This window comes from Streptomyces sp. R21 (assembly GCF_041051975.1).
Classification (GTDB): Bacteria; Actinomycetota; Actinomycetes; order Streptomycetales; family Streptomycetaceae; genus Streptomyces.
In genome coordinates this window covers 226,754-243,850 of sequence record NZ_CP163435.1, presented here as the reverse complement: position 1 = coordinate 243,850, position 17,097 = coordinate 226,754, and the positions used below count along the sequence as shown (strand labels likewise).

Sequence of the window (17,097 nt, the reverse complement as noted above, 5' to 3'; positions counted from 1 at the left end):
GAGGACACACAATGACGACACACTTCCTGGCGGTCCCCGGCGGCCGCACGGCCGAGAAGGACACCGGCCCCCGGACCGCGCGGGCCCGGGGCGCCGGCCCCACGCCGCGGCCGGTGCTGCCGCACCCCGCACACCCCGCACACGACGCACACGACATGCAGGACGTGCAGGGCGCCGCAGTGGGCGGAGGTGCCCGGTGACCGCGGACGAGCCGGCAGCGGTCCACCCCGCCGACGCCGAGCTGTTCCAGCTGTTCAGCCCGGAAGGGCAGCGCAACCCCTTCCCCGGCTACGCCCGGCTGCGCGCCCTCGCGCCCGTCCGGGTGAGCGAGGCACTCGGCGGCGCGTTCGTGACCGGCTACGACGCGGCCTGCGCGGTGCTGTCCGGCGAGAAGTTCGGCACGGTGGGCGCGGAGTGGTTCGACAAGAACCAGCCGGGCTGGCGGGACAGTCCGCTGCTGGTCAGCGTCTTCTCCTCGCTGGCCGGTGCCAACAACCCCGACCACACGCGGCTGCGGGGGCTGGTGGCGCGGGCGTTCAACGTCCGCCAGATCGAGCAGGTACGGCCCTACACCGCCCAGCTGACCGAACGGGCCCTGGACACCATGGCCGAGCACGCCGCCCGCGGCGACGTGGCCGACATCCCCTCGCTGCTGGCCCTGCCGGTGGCGATGGGGACGATCGCCCGCCTGGTGGGGGTGCCGGAGGAGGACCTCGGCCCGTTCGACGGCTGGATACGCAAAGCCAGCGTCGTCTTCGAGGTCGCGGTCTCACCCGAGGCGCTGGCCGAGGCCGACGCCGCCTACCTGAACGTCCTGGACTACTTCCACGCTCTGGTCGCCGAGCGCAGGAAGGCGCCCGGCGACGACCTCCTGTCGGCGCTCATCGCGGTGCGCGACGCCGACGGCGACCGGCTCAGCGAACAGGAACTGGTCGACCTGCTCGCGTTCATCTTCGGGTCCGGATTCGAGACGACCGCGGGACTGGTCGGCAACTCGGTGGTCACCCTCGCCGAGCACCCCGACCAACTGGCCGTACTGCAGAGCGTCCTGGCCACCGCGCCGGACAAACTCGCTCCGGTGATCGACGAACTGGGCCGCTTCGACGGATCGGTGCAGGCCACCCGGCGGATGGCGCTGGAGGACGTGGAGATCGAAGGCGTCCACATCCCCGCGGGCACCGGCACCATCGTCTTTTTGGGCGCGGCCAACCGCGACGCGGCCCGCTTCCCGGACCCGGACCGGCTCGACCTGCACCGCGCGGACGCCCGCCCCCTGAACCTCGGCCTGGGCGTCCACTACTGCCTGGGCGCGGCGCTGGCCCGGCTGGAGATGGAGGAGATCCTCCGCCGCCTCTACGGCCGCTACCCCCGCCTGCGCCTGGCCGGCACCCCCATCCGGACCCCCGGCCTGCAGCTGTACCGGCACGAGTCGATCCCGGTCGCGCTGGACTGACCGGGCCGCACGCCGGCGGCCGCCCGTTCCGGTCCGGGACCCGCAACGGGCGGCCGCCGGTTTCACGGTCGGCGCCGGCCGCACGGTCCGGCGGCCGGGTCGGGCGGCACACGGCATCCACCGTCGTCGGCAGCGGCAGAGGATCGCCACACTTTCGGCAGCACCGCCCAGCCTTCCCGCCGGCGCCGGATCATCCGGCCGCAGGGATCTTGCGGCCGCCGTGCACACACCTGCCCGGCGCCGCGGGCCGGCCGCGTCCCGGCCCACCCGCCGGGCCCCGGCCGGGGCGGCCATGCCCGCGATGACCGGCGGCCCCCGGTCGCGGACGGCACACCGCACCGTCACCGCCGGCGCCCGTGCCGGCGGTGACGGTGCGGTGTGCTCGCGCCGGCCCTGACGGCGGCGCTGCCGCCCACGCCGTGGCCTGGCGCCGAGCGCGCCCGCTACCGGGGCCCGGCGCTGCTGCTGGCGGCCCCCCGCCGCGCCCGCGCGGATCACCACCCAGGGGGCTTCGCTGGGCAGGCCCCCCGACCGGCCCGGCGTCCTGACGCCGGTCCGGCACCGGCCGGCTGCCCCGCCTCCTGCCCTGACCACCCCGCCACCGCCACCGCGCCCGCGCCCGTGCCCGCGCAGGTGGCTGACCTCCCGTCACCGCCGCCGCGGACCGCGGCCCGTGCCCGCGCGTCCGCCGCCGCCCGCAGGGCGTCCCCGCACGCCGTAGGGCCGCCCGGCGGCGGGCTTCTCCAGCAAAATCCCAGCCCTGGTTGAGCGTCGCGGCCGACGGTGGCGGCGGAAGGAGGCGCTGTGGACGGTACGCACGTGTGCGGCCCGGGCGGCTTGCCGCATGCCGCAGGACCTGCGAGGCCGCCGGTCACCGAGGGCCCTGCGGGGCCGCGGAGGACGGCGGCCGCTCTGTTGTGCCCCCAACGTCGGGAACCCACCAAGACCTTCGGGGGCGGCGCCGTGTGCACCACCGTCGCCGACGCGGCCGTGCGGCCCCGTCGCCCCCGACTGCCGAGCGGAGTGTCCTTGTGAGCAGCGGACGTATGCAAGTGTGCCTCGTGGGGGCCGGACCACGCGGACTGTCCGTCCTGGAGAGGCTGTGCGCCCAGGAACGGAAGTCGCCCCGCGTCTCCCGCCTCACCGTGCACGTCGTCGATCCCGGCCCGCCCGGCTCCGGCATGGTGTGGCGGCCCGCGCAGTCGAGGCATCTGCTGATGAACACCGTCGCCTCGCAGGTGACGCTCTACACCGACGCCAGCGTCACCATCGAGGGGCCGCTGGAGGAGGGCCCGAGCCTGTACCAGTGGGCGAAGGCGCTGGGGCCGAGCGCGCTGACGCTGGGCGGCGGCCTCGCCTACGACGACGAGACGCTCGCCGAGGCCCGGGACCTGGGGGCGGACACCTATCCCACGCGCGCCCTGTACGGCCAGTACCTGGCGTGGGTGTTCCAGCAGGTCACCGCGAACGCGCCGGCGCACGTCACCGTGCAGGTGCACCCGGTGCGGGCGATCGCGGTGGAGGAGGACGCCACCGGCCCGGCCGGTACGGGGGCGCAGAGCGTGGTGCTGGAGGACGGCACGCGGCTGGACGGGCTGGCGGCGGTGGTGCTGGCACAGGGCCACGTGCCGGCCGCCCTGTCGGACACCGAGCGGGACCTGGCCGCCTTCGCCGCCCGCCACCGCCTGACCTACATCGCCCCGGCCAACCCCGCCGACGTGGACCTGTCGGGCGTGGCGGCCGGCGAGAGCGTGCTGCTGCGCGGGCTGGGCCTGAACTTCTTCGACTACATGGCGCTGTTCACGCACGCCCGCGGCGGCGTCTTCGCCCGCGACGGCGAGGGCCGGCTGGTCTACCGGCCCTCCGGCCGCGAGCCGCGCCTGTACGCCGGCTCCCGGCGCGGGGTGCCCTACCAGGCGCGCGGCGAGAACGAGAAGGGCCCGCACGGCCGTTACCTGCCCCGGCTGCTGACCGCCGAGCGCAGCGCCGCGCTGCGTGCGGCGGCGCGGCGGCCGGTGCGGTTCGGCCGCGACCTGTGGCCGCTGATCGCGAAGGAGGTCAGCTGCGTCTACTACGAGACGCTGCTGGCGGGCCGTCAGGAGCCGGCCCGCATCGCCGAGTTCGCCCGCCGCTACCTGGCGGCGGCGCCGGACGGGGAGGAGCGGCTGCTTAGGGAGGCCGGCATCGCCCCCCAGGAGCGCTGGGACTGGGAGCTGGTGGCCCGCCCCTACGGCCGCCGGGTCTTCGAGAACCGGGCGGCCTTCCGCAGCTGGCTGCGCGGCTATCTCGACGACGATGTGCGCGAGGCGAGGCGGGGCAATGTCAGCGGCCCGTTCAAGGCGGCGCTGGACGTGCTGCGGGACCTGCGCAACGAGGTGCGGCTCGCGGTCGATCACGGAGGACTGGACGCCGACTCGCACCGCGAGGAGCTGGACGGCTGGTACACGCCGCTCAACGCCTATCTGTCGATCGGCCCGCCCGCTGCGCGGATCGAGGAGATGGCCGCGCTGATGGACGCCGGGATCCTGGAGGTCACCGGTCCCGGCCTGCACGTGGAGGCGGACCCCGACGCTCCTGGGGGACCCTGCTTCACCGGCACGTCCGCGCAGATCGGGGACGTGCGGGTGCGGGCGGGGGTGCTGATCGAGGCCCGGCTGCCGGAGATCGACCTGCGGCGCACCGCGGATCCGCTGATGCGCGCCCTGCTGCGCAGCGGGCAGTGCCGGCCGCACCGCATCGAGGGCAGCGGCGGCGAGGGCTATGAGACCGGGGGCCTCGCGGTGTCCGAGCGGCCCTACCGGCTGCTGGACGGGCGGGGGGTGCCGCATGGGCGGCGTTTCGCCTACGGGGTGCCCACCGAGTCGGTGCACTGGGTCACCGCGGCCGGCATCCGGCCCGGGGTCGGCTCGGTCACGCTGGAGGACTCCGACGCCATCGCGGCGGCCGTCCTCGCGCTGGCCGCCCCGGCCGTCGCGGAGCCGGCTGCGCCGGCGGCGTTCGCCGCGGCCGTGACGGCCCTGGGCACCACCACCACGACGACGGCGGGGAAGGCGGCGTGAGGGCGGCCCGCGCCCAACGGCCCGCCCCCGCACCGGCCCCGGCGCCACCCGCCCCCGCCCCGGCGGCACTGGCCCCGGCGGCACCGGCACTGGAGCTGGCGGGTGAGGGTGCGGCCTGCCTGGACGCCGGGCTGCTGTCCCCGGTCCGTGCGGGCACCCCCGTCGAGGCGGCCGTGGGGGACATGGCCTGGCTGCAGGCGATGCTGGACGCGGAGGCGGCGCTGGCCCGCGCGCAGGCGCGATGCCACACCGTGCCCGGCTGGGCGGCGGCGGCGATCACGGCCGCGGCGCGCGCCGAGAAGCTGGACCTGCGCCGCCTGGCGCTGGCCGCGCGGGAGACGGCGAACCCGGTCGTGGGCCTGGTCGCGGCGCTGGGTGCGGTCGTGGCCGCCGAGACGCCGCAGGCCGCCGAGTACGTCCACCGGGGCTCCACCAGCCAGGACGTCTTCGACACCGGGGCGATGCTGGTGGCCGCGCGGGCGCTTGGGCTGATCGTGGAGGATCTGCGGGCGGTGGCCGCCTCGCTGGCGGTGCTGGCCGCCGGGCACCGGGACACGGTGATGGCGGGCCGCACCCTGGCCCTGCACGCCGTGCCCACCACCTTCGGCCTCAAGGCGGCCGGCTGGCGACAGGGCGTCCTGGACGCCCAGGCGCGGCTGCAGCGGATCCTGGACTGCGGACTGCCGGTGTCCCTGGGCGGGGCGGCCGGCACGCTGGCGGGCTATGCGCACCACGCCGGCCCCGGCGCCGGCCCCGAGGCGCTGCTGACCGGCCTCCTCGAGGCGTTCGCCGACGAGACGGGCCTGGCCGTGCCGGTGCTGCCCTGGCACGCGCTGCGCACGCCCGTCGCCGACCTGGGCGCGGCGCTCGCGCACACCACCGGCGTCCTCGGCAAGATCGCCGCCGATGTGCTGGTGCTGGCCCGCACGGAGGTCGGCGAGGTGGCCGAGCCGGCAGCGTCCGGGCGCGGCGCCTCCTCGGCGATGCCGCACAAACAAAACCCCGTGCTGGCCACGCTGATCCGCTCCGCGGCCCTTCAGGTGCCCGCGCTGGCCGCCGTCCTGGCGCAGTGCCTGACGGGCGAGGACGAGCGGTCGGCCGGCGGCTGGCATGCCGAATGGCAGCCGCTGCGCGAATGCCTGCGGCTGACCGGGGGAGCGGCCCACACCGCCGCCGAACTGGCCGCGGGCCTGACCGTCCGGCCGGAGCGGATGCGGGCCAACCTTCAGGCGACCGGCGGGCAGATCGCCTCCGAGCGCGTCGCGGCCGCGCTCGCCCCCCAGTTGGGCCGGGCGGCGGCCAAGGACCTGCTGACGCGGGCGTCGCGGGCCGCCGCCGACGCCTGCCGCCCGCTGGCCGACGTCCTGGCCGAACTCCCCGAACTGCACGGCCTGCTGACCCCCCGGCAGCTGGCCGCCCTGCTCGACCCGGCCGCCGGCACCGGCCTGGCCGGCGCGCTGGTCGACCGGGCCCTGGGACATCCCGCCGAACCCGCCACACAAGGAATCCCGCCCTTCCCGGAAATTCCGCCCTCTATTCAATCTGTTCCCTAGCTGGAAAAGCCCTGGAGCCGCACTCGAATATTCCCGCAATTCAGTTCCTCTTTGGTTTTCTGAAGTTATATGAACCCCTTTTTCCTCCCCTCTTCCGGGAGCGGATTCCGTATCCGCCCCAGAATTGCGGGGAGCTGACCTCAGTCAGGGAGAATCCATGTCGATTTCACGCAGCTCCTTCAGAAAAGCGCTGGTGGCGGCCGGAGCGGCGGGCATCGTCGCCGCCCCGCTGCTCGCCGCTCCGGCCGCGCACGCCGGCACCACGGCGACGCTGGAGGTCATCGCGTCCGGGCTGAAGAGCCCGCACGGCATCACCGTCCTGTCCGACGGCACGGTCCTGGTCGCCGAGGCCGGCGAGGGCCTTCCGGGCTGCCCCGAGGGGCAGAGCTGCGTCGGCAAGACCGGTGCGATCTACAAGGTCAAGGGCAGTTTCAAGGGCCGGGTGGTGACGGGGCTCGCGTCCACCGGGAAGGGCGCGGCCGGCGGCACCCAGAGCGACGTCACCGGCCCCACCGACGTCCTGGCCGACCCCGGCGGCGGCTACGACGTCGCAAGCGGTCTCGGCGGCACCACCGCCACCCGCGCCGCGCTGGGCCCCGAGGCAGCCACGCTGGGCACGGTCTTCCGCACCCGCGACGGCAGGATCCTGGGAGACCTGACCGACCACGAGACCCGGCTGAACCCGGACGGCGGCGAAGTCCACGCCAACCCCTGGTCACTGACCCGCAGCGGCGGCGGCTTCCTGGTCACCGACGCCGGCGGCAACACCCTCGTGCGCACCGCCGCCAAGGGGGCGACCTCCACCGAGTTCGTGGTGCCGACCAACGCGACCCCCTCGCGGGTCGCCGAGGGCGTGCCCACCGGCATCGTCACCGCCCCCGACGGCACCGTCTACTTCGCCGACATGAGCGGCACCGTCACCGGCTCCGCCCGCATCTGGAAGATCGCCCCGGGCGGAGCGCCCGAGGTCCTCGTCACCGGCCTGAGCAACCTGATCGACCTGGCCGTGGACTGCCACGGCAACCTGCTGGCACTCTCCTTCACCCAGGGCTTCCAGGCCGGCCCGCCGCTGCCGGGCAGCATCTCGAAGATCGACGTGAAGACGAAGACGGTCACCGAGATACCGACCGGCGACCAGCTCAACACGCCCACCGGCCTGGCCACCGGCCCGCACGGCGCCCTCTACGTCACCAACAACTCCACCGGCAACGACGGCCAGCTGGTCCGCGTCCACTACTGACCTGCTACTGACCCGCTGCTGCGAGCGTGCCGCGTGCCGGGTGCGCGCCCCTGATCACGGCCCCGCCGGCCTCCCCCGACCGGCGGGGCCGTCCGCCGTCCGCTGCCCGGCCCCGGCCCCGTCCCGGGTCGCTCCGGTCCCGTCCCCGGTCCCGCGCCGGGCCGTTGCGGTCCCGGTCCCCGGGGGTGGCCGGGGCCTCTTGAGCCGGGCTGCACCGCCCGTCCACCGCGGTGGGCTTTTCTGGTGCCCATCCACCTGCGTGAGGAGTCGACATGGCACACGGTGCGATCATCGTGGGAGCCGGCCCGGTCGGTCTGATGCTCGCCGGCGAGCTGCGGCTCGGCGGCGCGGACGTCGTCGTCTACGACAAACTGCCCGCCCCCAGCGGTGAGTCGCGCGGCCTGGGATTCACCAGCCGCACCGCCGAGATCTTCGACCAGCGGGGCCTTCTGGAGCGGCTCGGCGACATCCGCTGGGGCAAGCAGGGCCACTACGGCGGTGTCCGCATCGACTTCTCGCTGCTGGAGGAGAGCCACTTCGGGGTGATGGGCCTGGCCCAGTCGGCCACCGAGGACATGCTCGGCGCCTGGGTGAGCGACCTCGGTGTCGAGGTGCGCCGCGGCTGCGAGCTGACCGGCTTCACCGAGACCGACGACGGCGTCGTCGCCCGCTTCGAGACCCCCGACGGCCCGCTGGAGGAGACGGCCGCCTATCTGGTGGGCTGCGACGGCGGCCGCAGCACCGTGCGCCGCCTGGCCGGCATCGCCTTCCCCGGCGAGGAAGCCACCCGGGGCCTGTACCTGGCGGACGTGGTCGGCGCCGATCTGCGCATGCGGCCCATCGGCGAGCGCATCCCCGGCGGCGGCATGATCCTCTCGGTCACCCTGGAGCCGGGCGTCGACCGCATCGTCATCCACGAACCCGGCGTGCGCCCGCACCACGGCGAGGGCGAACTCACCTTCGCCGAGGTCGCCGACGCCTGGCAGCGGCTGACCGGCGAGGACATCCACCACGCCGACGCGTCGTGGATGTGCGCCCTGACCAACGCCAGCGGCCTTGCCGAGGACTACCGCAAGGGCCGGATCCTGCTGGCCGGGGACGCCGCCCACGACCACGCCCCGCTCGGCGCCCAGGGCGTCAGCGTCGGCCTGCAGGACGCCGCCAACCTGGGCTGGAAACTCGCCGCCGTCCTGCGCGGCCACGCACCCGAAACCCTCCTGGACACCTACCACTCCGAGCGGCACCCGGTCGGCGAGAAACTCATGACCGACGTGCACGCCATGTCGCTGCTCTACCTCAGCGGCGAGGAGATGGAGCCGCTGCGCGCCGTGATGCGGGAACTGGTGCAACTGCCCGCCGCCGCCCGCCACCTGGCCGGCCGGGTCAGCGGCCTGCACCTGCGCTACGACGTCGGCGACGGCGGCCACCCGCTGCTCGGCCTGCGGCTGGCCCCCTACCGGGCCGTGGAGCGCCCCGACGGCAGCCGCGTACGGGTCGCCGAACTGCTGCACCCCGCCCGCGGCGTGCTCGTCATCACCGCCGGCACCACCGACGCGGCCGCCCTCACCGACACCGCCGAGGGCTGGGCCGGCCGCGTCGACGTGGTCACCGGCAGCTGGGCCGACCAGGACGCCCACGACACCGGCGCCCTGCACGCCGTCCTGGTGCGCCCCGACGGCCACATCGTGTGGGCGGACGGCGGCGCCGGCGACCTGACCGGGGCGCTCACCCGCTGGTTCGGCGAGCCCACCGCCTGAGTGCCCGGGCACTTGGCGGATCCCTTCCTTCCGACCGCAGCTGATCCGACCGCAGCCGATCCGGCAGCCGCCCGCCGGCGGCAGCCCGTTGTTTGAGGAGTACGACATGCCAAAGGGCGCAATCATCGTCGGCGCCGGGCCGGTCGGGCTGATGCTCGCCGGTGAACTGCGCCTGGGCGGCGTCGACGTCACCGTGTTCGAGCAACTGCCCGCCCCCAGCGGCGAATCCCGCGGCGTCGGCTTCACCCGCCGCGCCGCGGAGGTCTTCGAGCAGCGCGGACTGCTCGCCCGCTTCGGCGAGGTCGAATGGGCGCAGGGCCACTTCGGCGGCGTGCGCATCGACTTCTCCCAGCTGGAGGACAACCACTTCAGCGTCCGGGGCATCCCCCAGTTCCACACCGAGGAGATCCTCGGCGCCTGGGTGGACGAACTCGGCGTGGACGTGCGCCGTTCCCACGAGGTCCTGGGCTACCGCGAGAGCGCGGACGGCGTCGTCGTCGAGTACCAGGGCCCGGACGGCTACGGCGAACTGGCCGCCCACTACCTGGTGGGCTGCGACGGCGCGCGCAGCCTGGTGCGCCGCCTGGCCGGCATCGACTTCCCCGGCTGGGAGCCCACCCGCGGCATGTACATGGCCGACCTGGTGGGGGCGGACGTACGCCGCCGCCCGATCGGCGAACGCGTCCCCGGCGGCATGGTGATGTCCTTCAACCTGCAAAACGGCGTCGACCGCATCGTCATCCACAACGAATCCCTGCGCCCGCCCGAGGACAAGAGCAGCCTGACCTTCTCCGTCATCGCCGACGCCTGGCAGGAGATGACCGGCGAGGACCTCCACGACGCCGAGGTGCGCTGGGTCAGCTCCTTCACCGACACCACCCGCCAGGCCGCCGAGTACCGGCGCGGCCGCGTCTTCCTGGCCGGCGACGCCACCCACATCCACATGCCCGCCGGCGCGCAGGGCATGAGCGTGGGCGTGCAGGACGCCGCCAACCTCGGCTGGAAACTCGCCGCCGACATCAACGGCTGGGCCCCGCCCGGCCTGCTCGACACCTTCCACGCCGAACGCCACCCCGTCGGCCAGCAGTTGATGCGCAACACCCGCGCCCAGACCAAGCTCTACCTCAGCGGCGAGGAGATGGAACCGCTGCGCGCCGTGATGCAGGAACTCGTCGCCGACCCCGGCGTCGCCCGCCACCTGGCCGGCCAGGTCAGCGGCCTCGACATCCGCTACGACATGGGCGAGGGCCACCACCCCCGCCTGGGCCTGCGGCTGCGCCCCGACCTGCCCCTCAAGCTGGCCGACGGCAGCCCCTCCTCGGTGGCCGGCCTGCTGCACCCCGCCCGCGGCCTGCTGATCCTCACCTCCGCCGCCCCCGACGCCGGCCGGCTGCGCGAGATCGCCGCCCCCTGGGCGAGCCGCCTCGACGTCGTCGCCGGCGACTTCACCGGCGAGGAGGCCGGGCGCCCCGACGCGCTGCACGCCGTCCTGGTCCGCCCCGACGGCCACATCGCCTGGGCCGCCCCCGACGACGCGGACCTCACGCGGGCGCTCGAGCGCTGGTTCGGGACCGCTTGAGCCCCACTTGATAGGGCCGTCCCGGCTGCCGGGGCGGCCCTATCGTCATAGCCCCGGACGACCCCCGGGCGCCGCGCACCACGCCAGGCAGCCCGGACACCGGCGCCATCCGCGCCACCCCACCGCCTTGCCGCCCGGCCGGAGAATCCGGCCGCGGCCGGCCGGGCCCGGGAGCGGGCGGCGCGGCCACCGCGTATCCGAGCGGCGGCCGCGCCGCCCTTCGCATGAAGAGGCCGGGCCGGCCAGGGCCCCGGCCGCCGGCGAAGGGCCGATGAAGGGCCGATGAAGGGCCGATCGAGGAGAGGACCCATGAGCGAGCACACCTTGCACGTCGCCGTCATCGGAGCCGGCATCGGCGGACTGACCGCCGCGATCGCGCTGCGCCGGGCCGGACTGCGCGTCGACGTCTGCGAACAGGCACCCGTCCTGTCCGAGATCGGCGCCGGCATCCACCTCGCCCCCAACGGCAGCCGCCTGCTCGCCCGCCTGGGCCTGGAGGAGGAACTGCGCGAGATCGCCGCCCGGCCCGAGGCCATGGAGGTCCGGGCCTGGGACACCGGCACGGTGCTGATGCAGCAGCCGATGGGCGACATCTGGCAGGACCGCTTCGGCGGGGCGCACTACACCCTGCACCGGGCCGACCTGCACCGCCTGCTGGCCCGGCAGATCCCCGCCGACCTGGTGCACACCGGCCACCGGGCCGTCGCCGTCACCGAGGACGACGACGGCGTACAGATCGACTTCGCCCACGGGGCACACTTGCGCGCGGACGTCGTCATCGCCGCGGACGGCGTGCACTCCCTGCCCCGCCGCACCATCGCCGCAACCGAGCGTCCGGTGTTCTCCCGCACCGCCGCGATCCGCGGGCTCGTCGCCCCCGGCGCCTGCGCCGGCCTGCCCCCCGACACGCTGCTCACCTGGTCCGGCCCGGCCGGCCGGCTGCTGGCCCACCCGCTGGGCTGCGGCCGCGGGATCGCGTTCGTCGCCGTCGTCGCCGACCGCGCCGACCACGGCGACTCCTGGAGCCGCCCCGCCGACCTCGCCGCCCTGCGCCGCACCTTCGCCGACTTCGAGCCGGCCGCCCGCAAACTCGTGGAGGCCGCCGGCGAGGCCGGTCACTGGACGCTCTACGACCGCGAGCCGCTGCCGTACTGGAGCACCGCCCGCACCACCCTCCTCGGCGACGCCGCCCACCCGATGCTGCCGCACCACGGACAGGGCGCCAGCCAGGCGATCGAGGACGCGGCCGCCCTCGCCGCCTGCCTGAGCCACCTCGGCCAGGGACCGCACGGCCCCGCCCCGGCGCTGCGCCGCTACGAGGAACTGCGCCTGGCCCACACCTCCCGGGTACGGCAGGGATCACTCGGCGGCGGAGCGCAGCGCCTGGCGGGCGGAGCGGGCATGCGGGAACTGGTGAGCGACGTGACCTGGGTGCAGCGCTACGACCTGGCGGCGGAGCTGACCGCGGCGGGACTGCCGCCGGCGTAGCACCGGGGCTGAAATTCTTTCTCCGCGCGGCCGTCACATTCCTGGTCCGGGAAACGTCAGTGCAGTGAGACCCCGGATCACAGGGATCCCCGAACCAGGAGACACGACCGTGAGCGCACGTATGAAGAACCCGGCGATGGTCCTTTCCGACGCGATGCAGGGCATCCCCCTGCTGTACAAGGCGATGCACAAGGGCGGCGTGGAGCAGACGACCCTCGAACTGGTCCATCTGCGGGTGAGTCAGCTCAACGGCTGCAGCGCCTGTGTCCACGCCGGGGTGCAGACCGCCAAGAAGGCCGGTGAGAGCGACGAGCGGCTGCACGCCGTGGCCGCCTGGCGCGAGACGGACTTCTTCACCGACGCCGAGCGGGCCGCACTCGAGCTCGCCGAGTCCGCCACCCGGCTGACCGACCGCTCCAACCCGGTGCCGGACGACGTGTGGGACGCGGCCGCCGACCACTACGACGAGGCGCAGCTGTCCGCCCTGATCCTCATGATCGCCACGACGAACTTCTTCAACCGCATCAACATCACCATCAAGGAGCCGGCCGGCGCGACCTGGGGCTGACACCACCCCGCGCGGCCGCAGCCGCGGCAGCGCTTGCAGGCCCCCGTCCCCGCAGCCGCCGGGCGCACCCCCTGCCGTGCCCGGCGGGCGCCGCGGGCCACCCGCCCGCAACCGGACCTCTCTCTCGGGCCCGGCCCTCCTTTCCCGGCCGGTCTTTGCACCGGCCCGAACATTCCCTCCGGGGCCTGACGGCCGCCTCCGCCGAGGCCGGCGCACCACCGCCGCACCCCTGCCCCCGCCACCCCCGCCACGGCCCCCTCGCCCGCGCGGCCTGGACCGTTTCTCAAGCCGTCCTCGAGGCGCCGGCGGCAGGCTGCGGACCACGCCAGGCCCGGCGCGGGAGGCGGACTGGCCCGCCGGCCCCCACAGGGCCGGGGGCGCTCAAGCGGGATTCGAGCCGTTCCCGACCGGAAGCCTGTGTACTTTCCATGGCCGTCACGGACCGCAGTGTCCTGTGCGCGGACCGTAGGAACCGCGGCCGGGGGCATGCCCCGGCCCACGGGGCACCCGACCTGGTCGGGGACCGCTCCCGATGACCTGATCCAGCACAGTTGAGGAGTTTCACAATGGCTGCCCCCGACTCCACCACGAGCCGGTCAGGCCTCGGGAAGGACTTCAATCCCGGGGCGATCCTGGCCTTCGTGTGCATGGGACAGTTCATGGTCTTCACCGATGTGTCGATCGTGAACCTCGCGCTGCCGTCCATCCAGGACGGCCTGGACATGTCCGACGTGAGCCTGAACTACATCGTCACGGCCTACGCGACGGTACTCGGCGGTTTCCTGCTGCTCGGCGGGCGACTGGCGGACACCTTCGGCCGCCGCCGGATGATCCAGATCGGCTTCACCATCTTCGCGCTGGCGTCGCTGGCCTCCGGCCTCGCCCAGAGCGGCACCATGCTGATCGTCTCGCGCGGCTTCCAGGGCTGGGGCGCCTCGATGGTCACCCCCGCCGCCCTGGCGATCCTGACCAACACCTTCAAGGAAGGCCCCGAGCGCAACAAGGCCCTGGGCCTGTGGGGCTCGCTCTCCGGCATCGCCTCGATCGTCGGCGTGATCCTCGGCGGGGTCCTCGCCGACGGCCCCGGCTGGGAGTGGATCTTCTGGATCAACGTGCCCATCGGCCTGGGCGCCGCCCTGCTCGCCCCGCGCATCCTGCCCGAGAGCAAGGCCGAACAGCGCGGCCAGTTCGACACCTTCGGCGCCGCGACACTCACCGGCGGCCTGCTCCTGCTGATCTTCACCCTCGGTGAGGCCACCAACGTCGGCTGGGGCAGCGCCCGCACCATCGGCTCGCTGGCCGGCGTGGCCGCACTCCTCACCGCCTTCCTGGTGATCGAGTCCAGGGTCGCGTCGCCGATGATGCCGCTGCGGTTCTTCCGGCTCAAGACCATGCGCGTCGCCAACCTCTCCGCCGTGCTGGTGTTCGGCACCTTCAGCGCCCTGTTCTTCTTCGCCAGCCTCTTCATGCAGGACGTCTACGGCTACTCCCCGCTGAAGGCGGGCTTCGCCTACGTGCCGCTCGCCGTCTCCGTCGCGGTCGGCGCGGGCATCGCCTCCGGCATGGTCACCAAGATGGCGGCCCGCCCCGTGGTGATCATGGGGCTCGGGCTGACGGTCGCCGGCCTGCTGCTGATGTACCGGGCCCCGGCCGGCGGCAGCTACGCGGTCGACCTGCTGGCCCCCTTCATCCTGCTCGGCCTGGGCTGCGGCATGGTCTTCGTGACCCTGCAGATCGCCGCCTTCGTCGGCGTCTCGCCCCAGGAAGCGGGAGTGGGCGCCGGCCTGATCAACACGAGTCAGGAAGCCGGCGGCGCCCTGGGCCTCGCGGTCGTGGCGACCATCGCCTACAACAACATCGCAGCCGAACTGGCCGCCACCAAGGGCAACCCGCACCTGATCACGAAGGCCTACGAGGCCGCCAACCACGACGCCTTCCTGTCGGCGGCCGTCCTCGGCTTCGTCGCCCTGCTGGTGGTCACCTTCCTGATGCCGCGCGGCCAGCAGTCCATGAACACCGTGCCCGCCACCGAGGCACCGGAGCAGGCACCGGCACCGGCGCAGGCCCAGGCGGAGGCTCCCGCAGCAGCCGTACTGGCCACCGAGGCCGAGCACTAAAACGGCACCTGCCCTACGAGGGCCCTGCGGCTCCCCTGTGGGAGCGGCGGGGCCCTCCCGCGTCCCGGTGCGCGTGGGCCAGGGCGCCGCCGGGCGCCGCTGCGCCGTCCAGGCCGCCGCGGCCGCCGGCGCCGTAGGACAGCCGCCGGCGCCGCAGGCCAAGTTATGGATGGGGTTTTGTTCTGTCCGTTGTCCACTGGGGGCATGAGTCCACGGCCCTCCGGTGTGAAGGGCCCTGGACCAGTGGTGGCGTCGGTTGGGTGAGCACATGGCCAACGGCTCGGCGAACTGCCCCACCAGACCCTGCTGGCCTGGCTCGACCAGCGCCGGGCCACCTGGCCAAAGACCCCCAACCGGTACGTCCTGATCAACGCGAAGACAGCCCTGGGAACCGGGCCCGTCAGCCCCGAATACGTTAAACGGCACCTGCTGCACCAGGGCGTTTACCTCGAACGCATCCGCGGCGACCGGGTACTTCACGAGGCACTGACCGCCGGCACCGACCCACTGCATCTCGCCCTGGTCTTCAACCTGTCCCACACCGCCGCGAGCCGCTACGCGGCCATCGCCCAAAACCTGCTCGACGACCAGATCGAGCAGAGCGCCGAGATGCGGTCGGAAGGGAGAGCGGGCGCTCTTGACGGCTGCCCGTGAAGGGATCCCCGGCCGAACGGCGCTGGCGGAGCAGACAGAAAAGACCGGCACGGCTTCTGTCGAGGAGCTGCCGTCAAACCAGTGGCGCCCCGTGGACGCGCCTCATAGCTTGTGCGCTCGTGACTGATGATCCGCAGACGCGCCCGAATCGACATGACCTCGGCCGAGTGTTCAACGAAGTGCCCGAGCTCTACGACCGGGTCCGGCCGGGATACCCCGACGAACTGTTCGCGGACCTTGTCACCGTCACCGGCATGGACGCAAGGTCGTCGGTGCTGGAGGTGGGCTGCGGTACCGGCCAGGCGACGAGCTCGCTGGCAACGCTCGGATGCTCAGTGACCGCCATCGAGCCGGGCGAAGAAATGGCCGCACTCGCCCGCCAGCGGATCGCCACCTTCGGCAACGTCGAAGTCGAGACGTCGATGTTCGAGGAGTGGGACGACCGCGGTCGACGCTTCGATGTCCTCGTGGCTGCGTCGTCGTGGCACTGGGTCGACCCGTCGATTGGCTGGCAGCGAGCGCACGACATGCTCCATCCCGCAGGCTGGATGGCACTGCTCGGCAACGTCGTTGTCCGCCGAGTGGGAGAGCCGGAGGTGTACGCCAAGACCGCCGATCTCCACGAGCGGTTCTGCCCCGGGAACCCCGACTGGGGTCATCCGCCCCTGGAGGACGACGTGCGCACCACCGACGAGGGCTGGGGACTGGTCGAAGATCCCGGCGGATTGTTCGGCTCAACGATCGTGCGCTGGTACCCGACCGTTCAGTGGTTCGACGGGGACGGCTTTGCCGATCACCTTCGCTCGTTGTCGCTGTACCGGAGGCTCGACCGCGACGTCCGTGAGCCCCTGCTCGACGCAATCGCCGAGCGCATCCGCACGCGGATGGGCGACCGAGCATCACGCCGTTACCTGAGCGTCCTCCGTGTCGGACAGCGCGCCGAGTGAGCCCAGCGGTGAAGGGTCTGCCGATTCAGCGGCAACGGACCCACCGCACTTTCATGCCTGCCTGCCGAAGACGCCGTGGGTTCCCAGTGAAAGCACCTCAGTCACGCTGAACCCACGGCCGATGAGCCGTTAACGAGCGGCGCATCAGGTGCCAAGTATCTCGTGAACCGCCTCCGAGGTCGCCGCCGCAAAATTTCAGCTGGACGGCGAAGCCCAGCCTGGTGGCGCCGCCTTTGTTCCGTAACCAGCCCGCCTCGTCGCAGGACAGGGTGAAGGAGTCCACCACCCCGTCCAGACCCAGATCCCGCCCCGCCGACAGCCCCTTTCATACGCCCCCGTTCCCAGCGTTCGGGCTGGACGGTTGGGGCGCCGGTGTACAGCGGGGACGGATATCGGCGAAGGACTCCCCTTACGGAAGATGGGCCGCCGCCGGAAAACTGTCGTAGGCGTCAGCTGTGGCCGAAGGCAGCCGCGGTGGCCACGCACGAGAGCGATGTGCTCGGCGAGGTCACCGAACGCAGGCTGCTGACCAGGAACGTGCGGACCGTCGACGCCCTGACGGACCCGACGGTCCTCGAGCCGGTGATCGCCGGTGTGACCGTGGGCTCAAAGGGGCGGGCGCGGTGTCGCCGGTCGGGCGCCTGTCCATGGGTGAGTGGGCTGCCGCATGGACAGGCGTGAC

The 17,097-nt window shown here is 73.6% G+C and carries 12 protein-coding genes; all 12 read left to right on the top strand.

What is annotated here, in order from left to right; translation table 11 throughout:
* Positions 1–11: 11 nt before the first annotated feature.
* Positions 12–200 (top strand): hypothetical protein, encoded by a 189-nt coding sequence (locus tag AB5J56_RS01180; protein ID WP_369229108.1) that lies wholly within the window; start codon positions 12–14, stop codon positions 198–200.
* A complete protein-coding gene (locus AB5J56_RS01175) occupies positions 197–1,453 on the top strand; it encodes a cytochrome P450 (RefSeq protein ID WP_369229106.1) in 1,257 nt (418 codons plus the stop codon). Before AB5J56_RS01180 ends, AB5J56_RS01175 begins: the two co-directional genes overlap by 4 nt.
* A 1,046-nt stretch (positions 1,454–2,499) precedes the next feature.
* A complete protein-coding gene (locus tag AB5J56_RS01170) occupies positions 2,500–4,512 on the top strand; it encodes an FAD/NAD(P)-binding protein (RefSeq protein WP_369242319.1) in 2,013 nt (670 codons plus the stop codon).
* Between the two features lie 68 nt (positions 4,513–4,580).
* Complete coding sequence (locus AB5J56_RS01165) at positions 4,581–6,065, top strand: lyase family protein (RefSeq protein ID WP_369242317.1); 1,485 nt, start codon at positions 4,581–4,583, stop codon at positions 6,063–6,065.
* A gap of 157 nt (positions 6,066–6,222) precedes the next feature.
* A complete protein-coding gene (locus AB5J56_RS01160; RefSeq protein WP_369229104.1) occupies positions 6,223–7,305 on the top strand; it encodes a ScyD/ScyE family protein in 1,083 nt (360 codons plus the stop codon).
* Positions 7,306–7,577: 272 nt separating this feature from the next.
* A complete protein-coding gene (locus tag AB5J56_RS01155; RefSeq protein ID WP_369229102.1) occupies positions 7,578–9,062 on the top strand; it encodes an FAD-dependent monooxygenase in 1,485 nt (494 codons plus the stop codon).
* A gap of 106 nt (positions 9,063–9,168) precedes the next feature.
* A complete protein-coding gene (locus AB5J56_RS01150) occupies positions 9,169–10,641 on the top strand; it encodes an FAD-dependent monooxygenase (RefSeq protein ID WP_369229100.1) in 1,473 nt (490 codons plus the stop codon).
* 309 nt (positions 10,642–10,950) lie between these two features.
* The gene (locus tag AB5J56_RS01145) at positions 10,951–12,129 is read left to right on the top strand and encodes an FAD-dependent monooxygenase (protein ID WP_369229098.1); all 1,179 of its coding nucleotides are present in this window, start codon (positions 10,951–10,953) and stop codon (positions 12,127–12,129) included.
* A gap of 109 nt (positions 12,130–12,238) precedes the next feature.
* Positions 12,239–12,697: a carboxymuconolactone decarboxylase family protein gene (locus tag AB5J56_RS01140; protein ID WP_369229096.1), complete on the top strand. Its 459-nt coding sequence runs from the start codon at positions 12,239–12,241 to the stop codon at positions 12,695–12,697.
* Positions 12,698–13,263: 566 nt separating this feature from the next.
* Positions 13,264–14,814, top strand: a complete 1,551-nt coding sequence (locus tag AB5J56_RS01135; protein WP_369229094.1) for an MFS transporter — start codon at positions 13,264–13,266, stop codon at positions 14,812–14,814.
* A 773-nt stretch (positions 14,815–15,587) separates the two neighbouring features.
* Positions 15,588–16,415, top strand: a complete 828-nt coding sequence (locus AB5J56_RS01130; protein WP_369229092.1) for a class I SAM-dependent methyltransferase — start codon at positions 15,588–15,590, stop codon at positions 16,413–16,415.
* A gap of 474 nt (positions 16,416–16,889) precedes the next feature.
* Positions 16,890–17,096: a hypothetical protein gene (locus tag AB5J56_RS01125; protein ID WP_369229090.1), complete on the top strand. Its 207-nt coding sequence runs from the start codon at positions 16,890–16,892 to the stop codon at positions 17,094–17,096.
* Position 17,097 lies beyond the last annotated feature (1 nt).

What these genes read in the sequence shown, in the direction of transcription:
- AB5J56_RS01180 (WP_369229108.1), top strand. Translation starts at nt 12, where the DNA reads ATGACGACACACTTCCTGGCGGTCCCCGGCGGCCGCACGGCCGAGAAG.
- AB5J56_RS01170 (WP_369242319.1), top strand. Translation starts at nt 2,500, where the DNA reads ATGCAAGTGTGCCTCGTGGGGGCCGGACCACGCGGACTGTCCGTCCTG.
- AB5J56_RS01160 (WP_369229104.1), top strand. Translation starts at nt 6,223, where the DNA reads ATGTCGATTTCACGCAGCTCCTTCAGAAAAGCGCTGGTGGCGGCCGGA.
- AB5J56_RS01155 (WP_369229102.1), top strand. Translation starts at nt 7,578, where the DNA reads ATGGCACACGGTGCGATCATCGTGGGAGCCGGCCCGGTCGGTCTGATG.
- AB5J56_RS01150 (WP_369229100.1), top strand. Translation starts at nt 9,169, where the DNA reads ATGCCAAAGGGCGCAATCATCGTCGGCGCCGGGCCGGTCGGGCTGATG.
- AB5J56_RS01145 (WP_369229098.1), top strand. Translation starts at nt 10,951, where the DNA reads ATGAGCGAGCACACCTTGCACGTCGCCGTCATCGGAGCCGGCATCGGC.
- AB5J56_RS01135 (WP_369229094.1), top strand. Translation starts at nt 13,264, where the DNA reads ATGGCTGCCCCCGACTCCACCACGAGCCGGTCAGGCCTCGGGAAGGAC.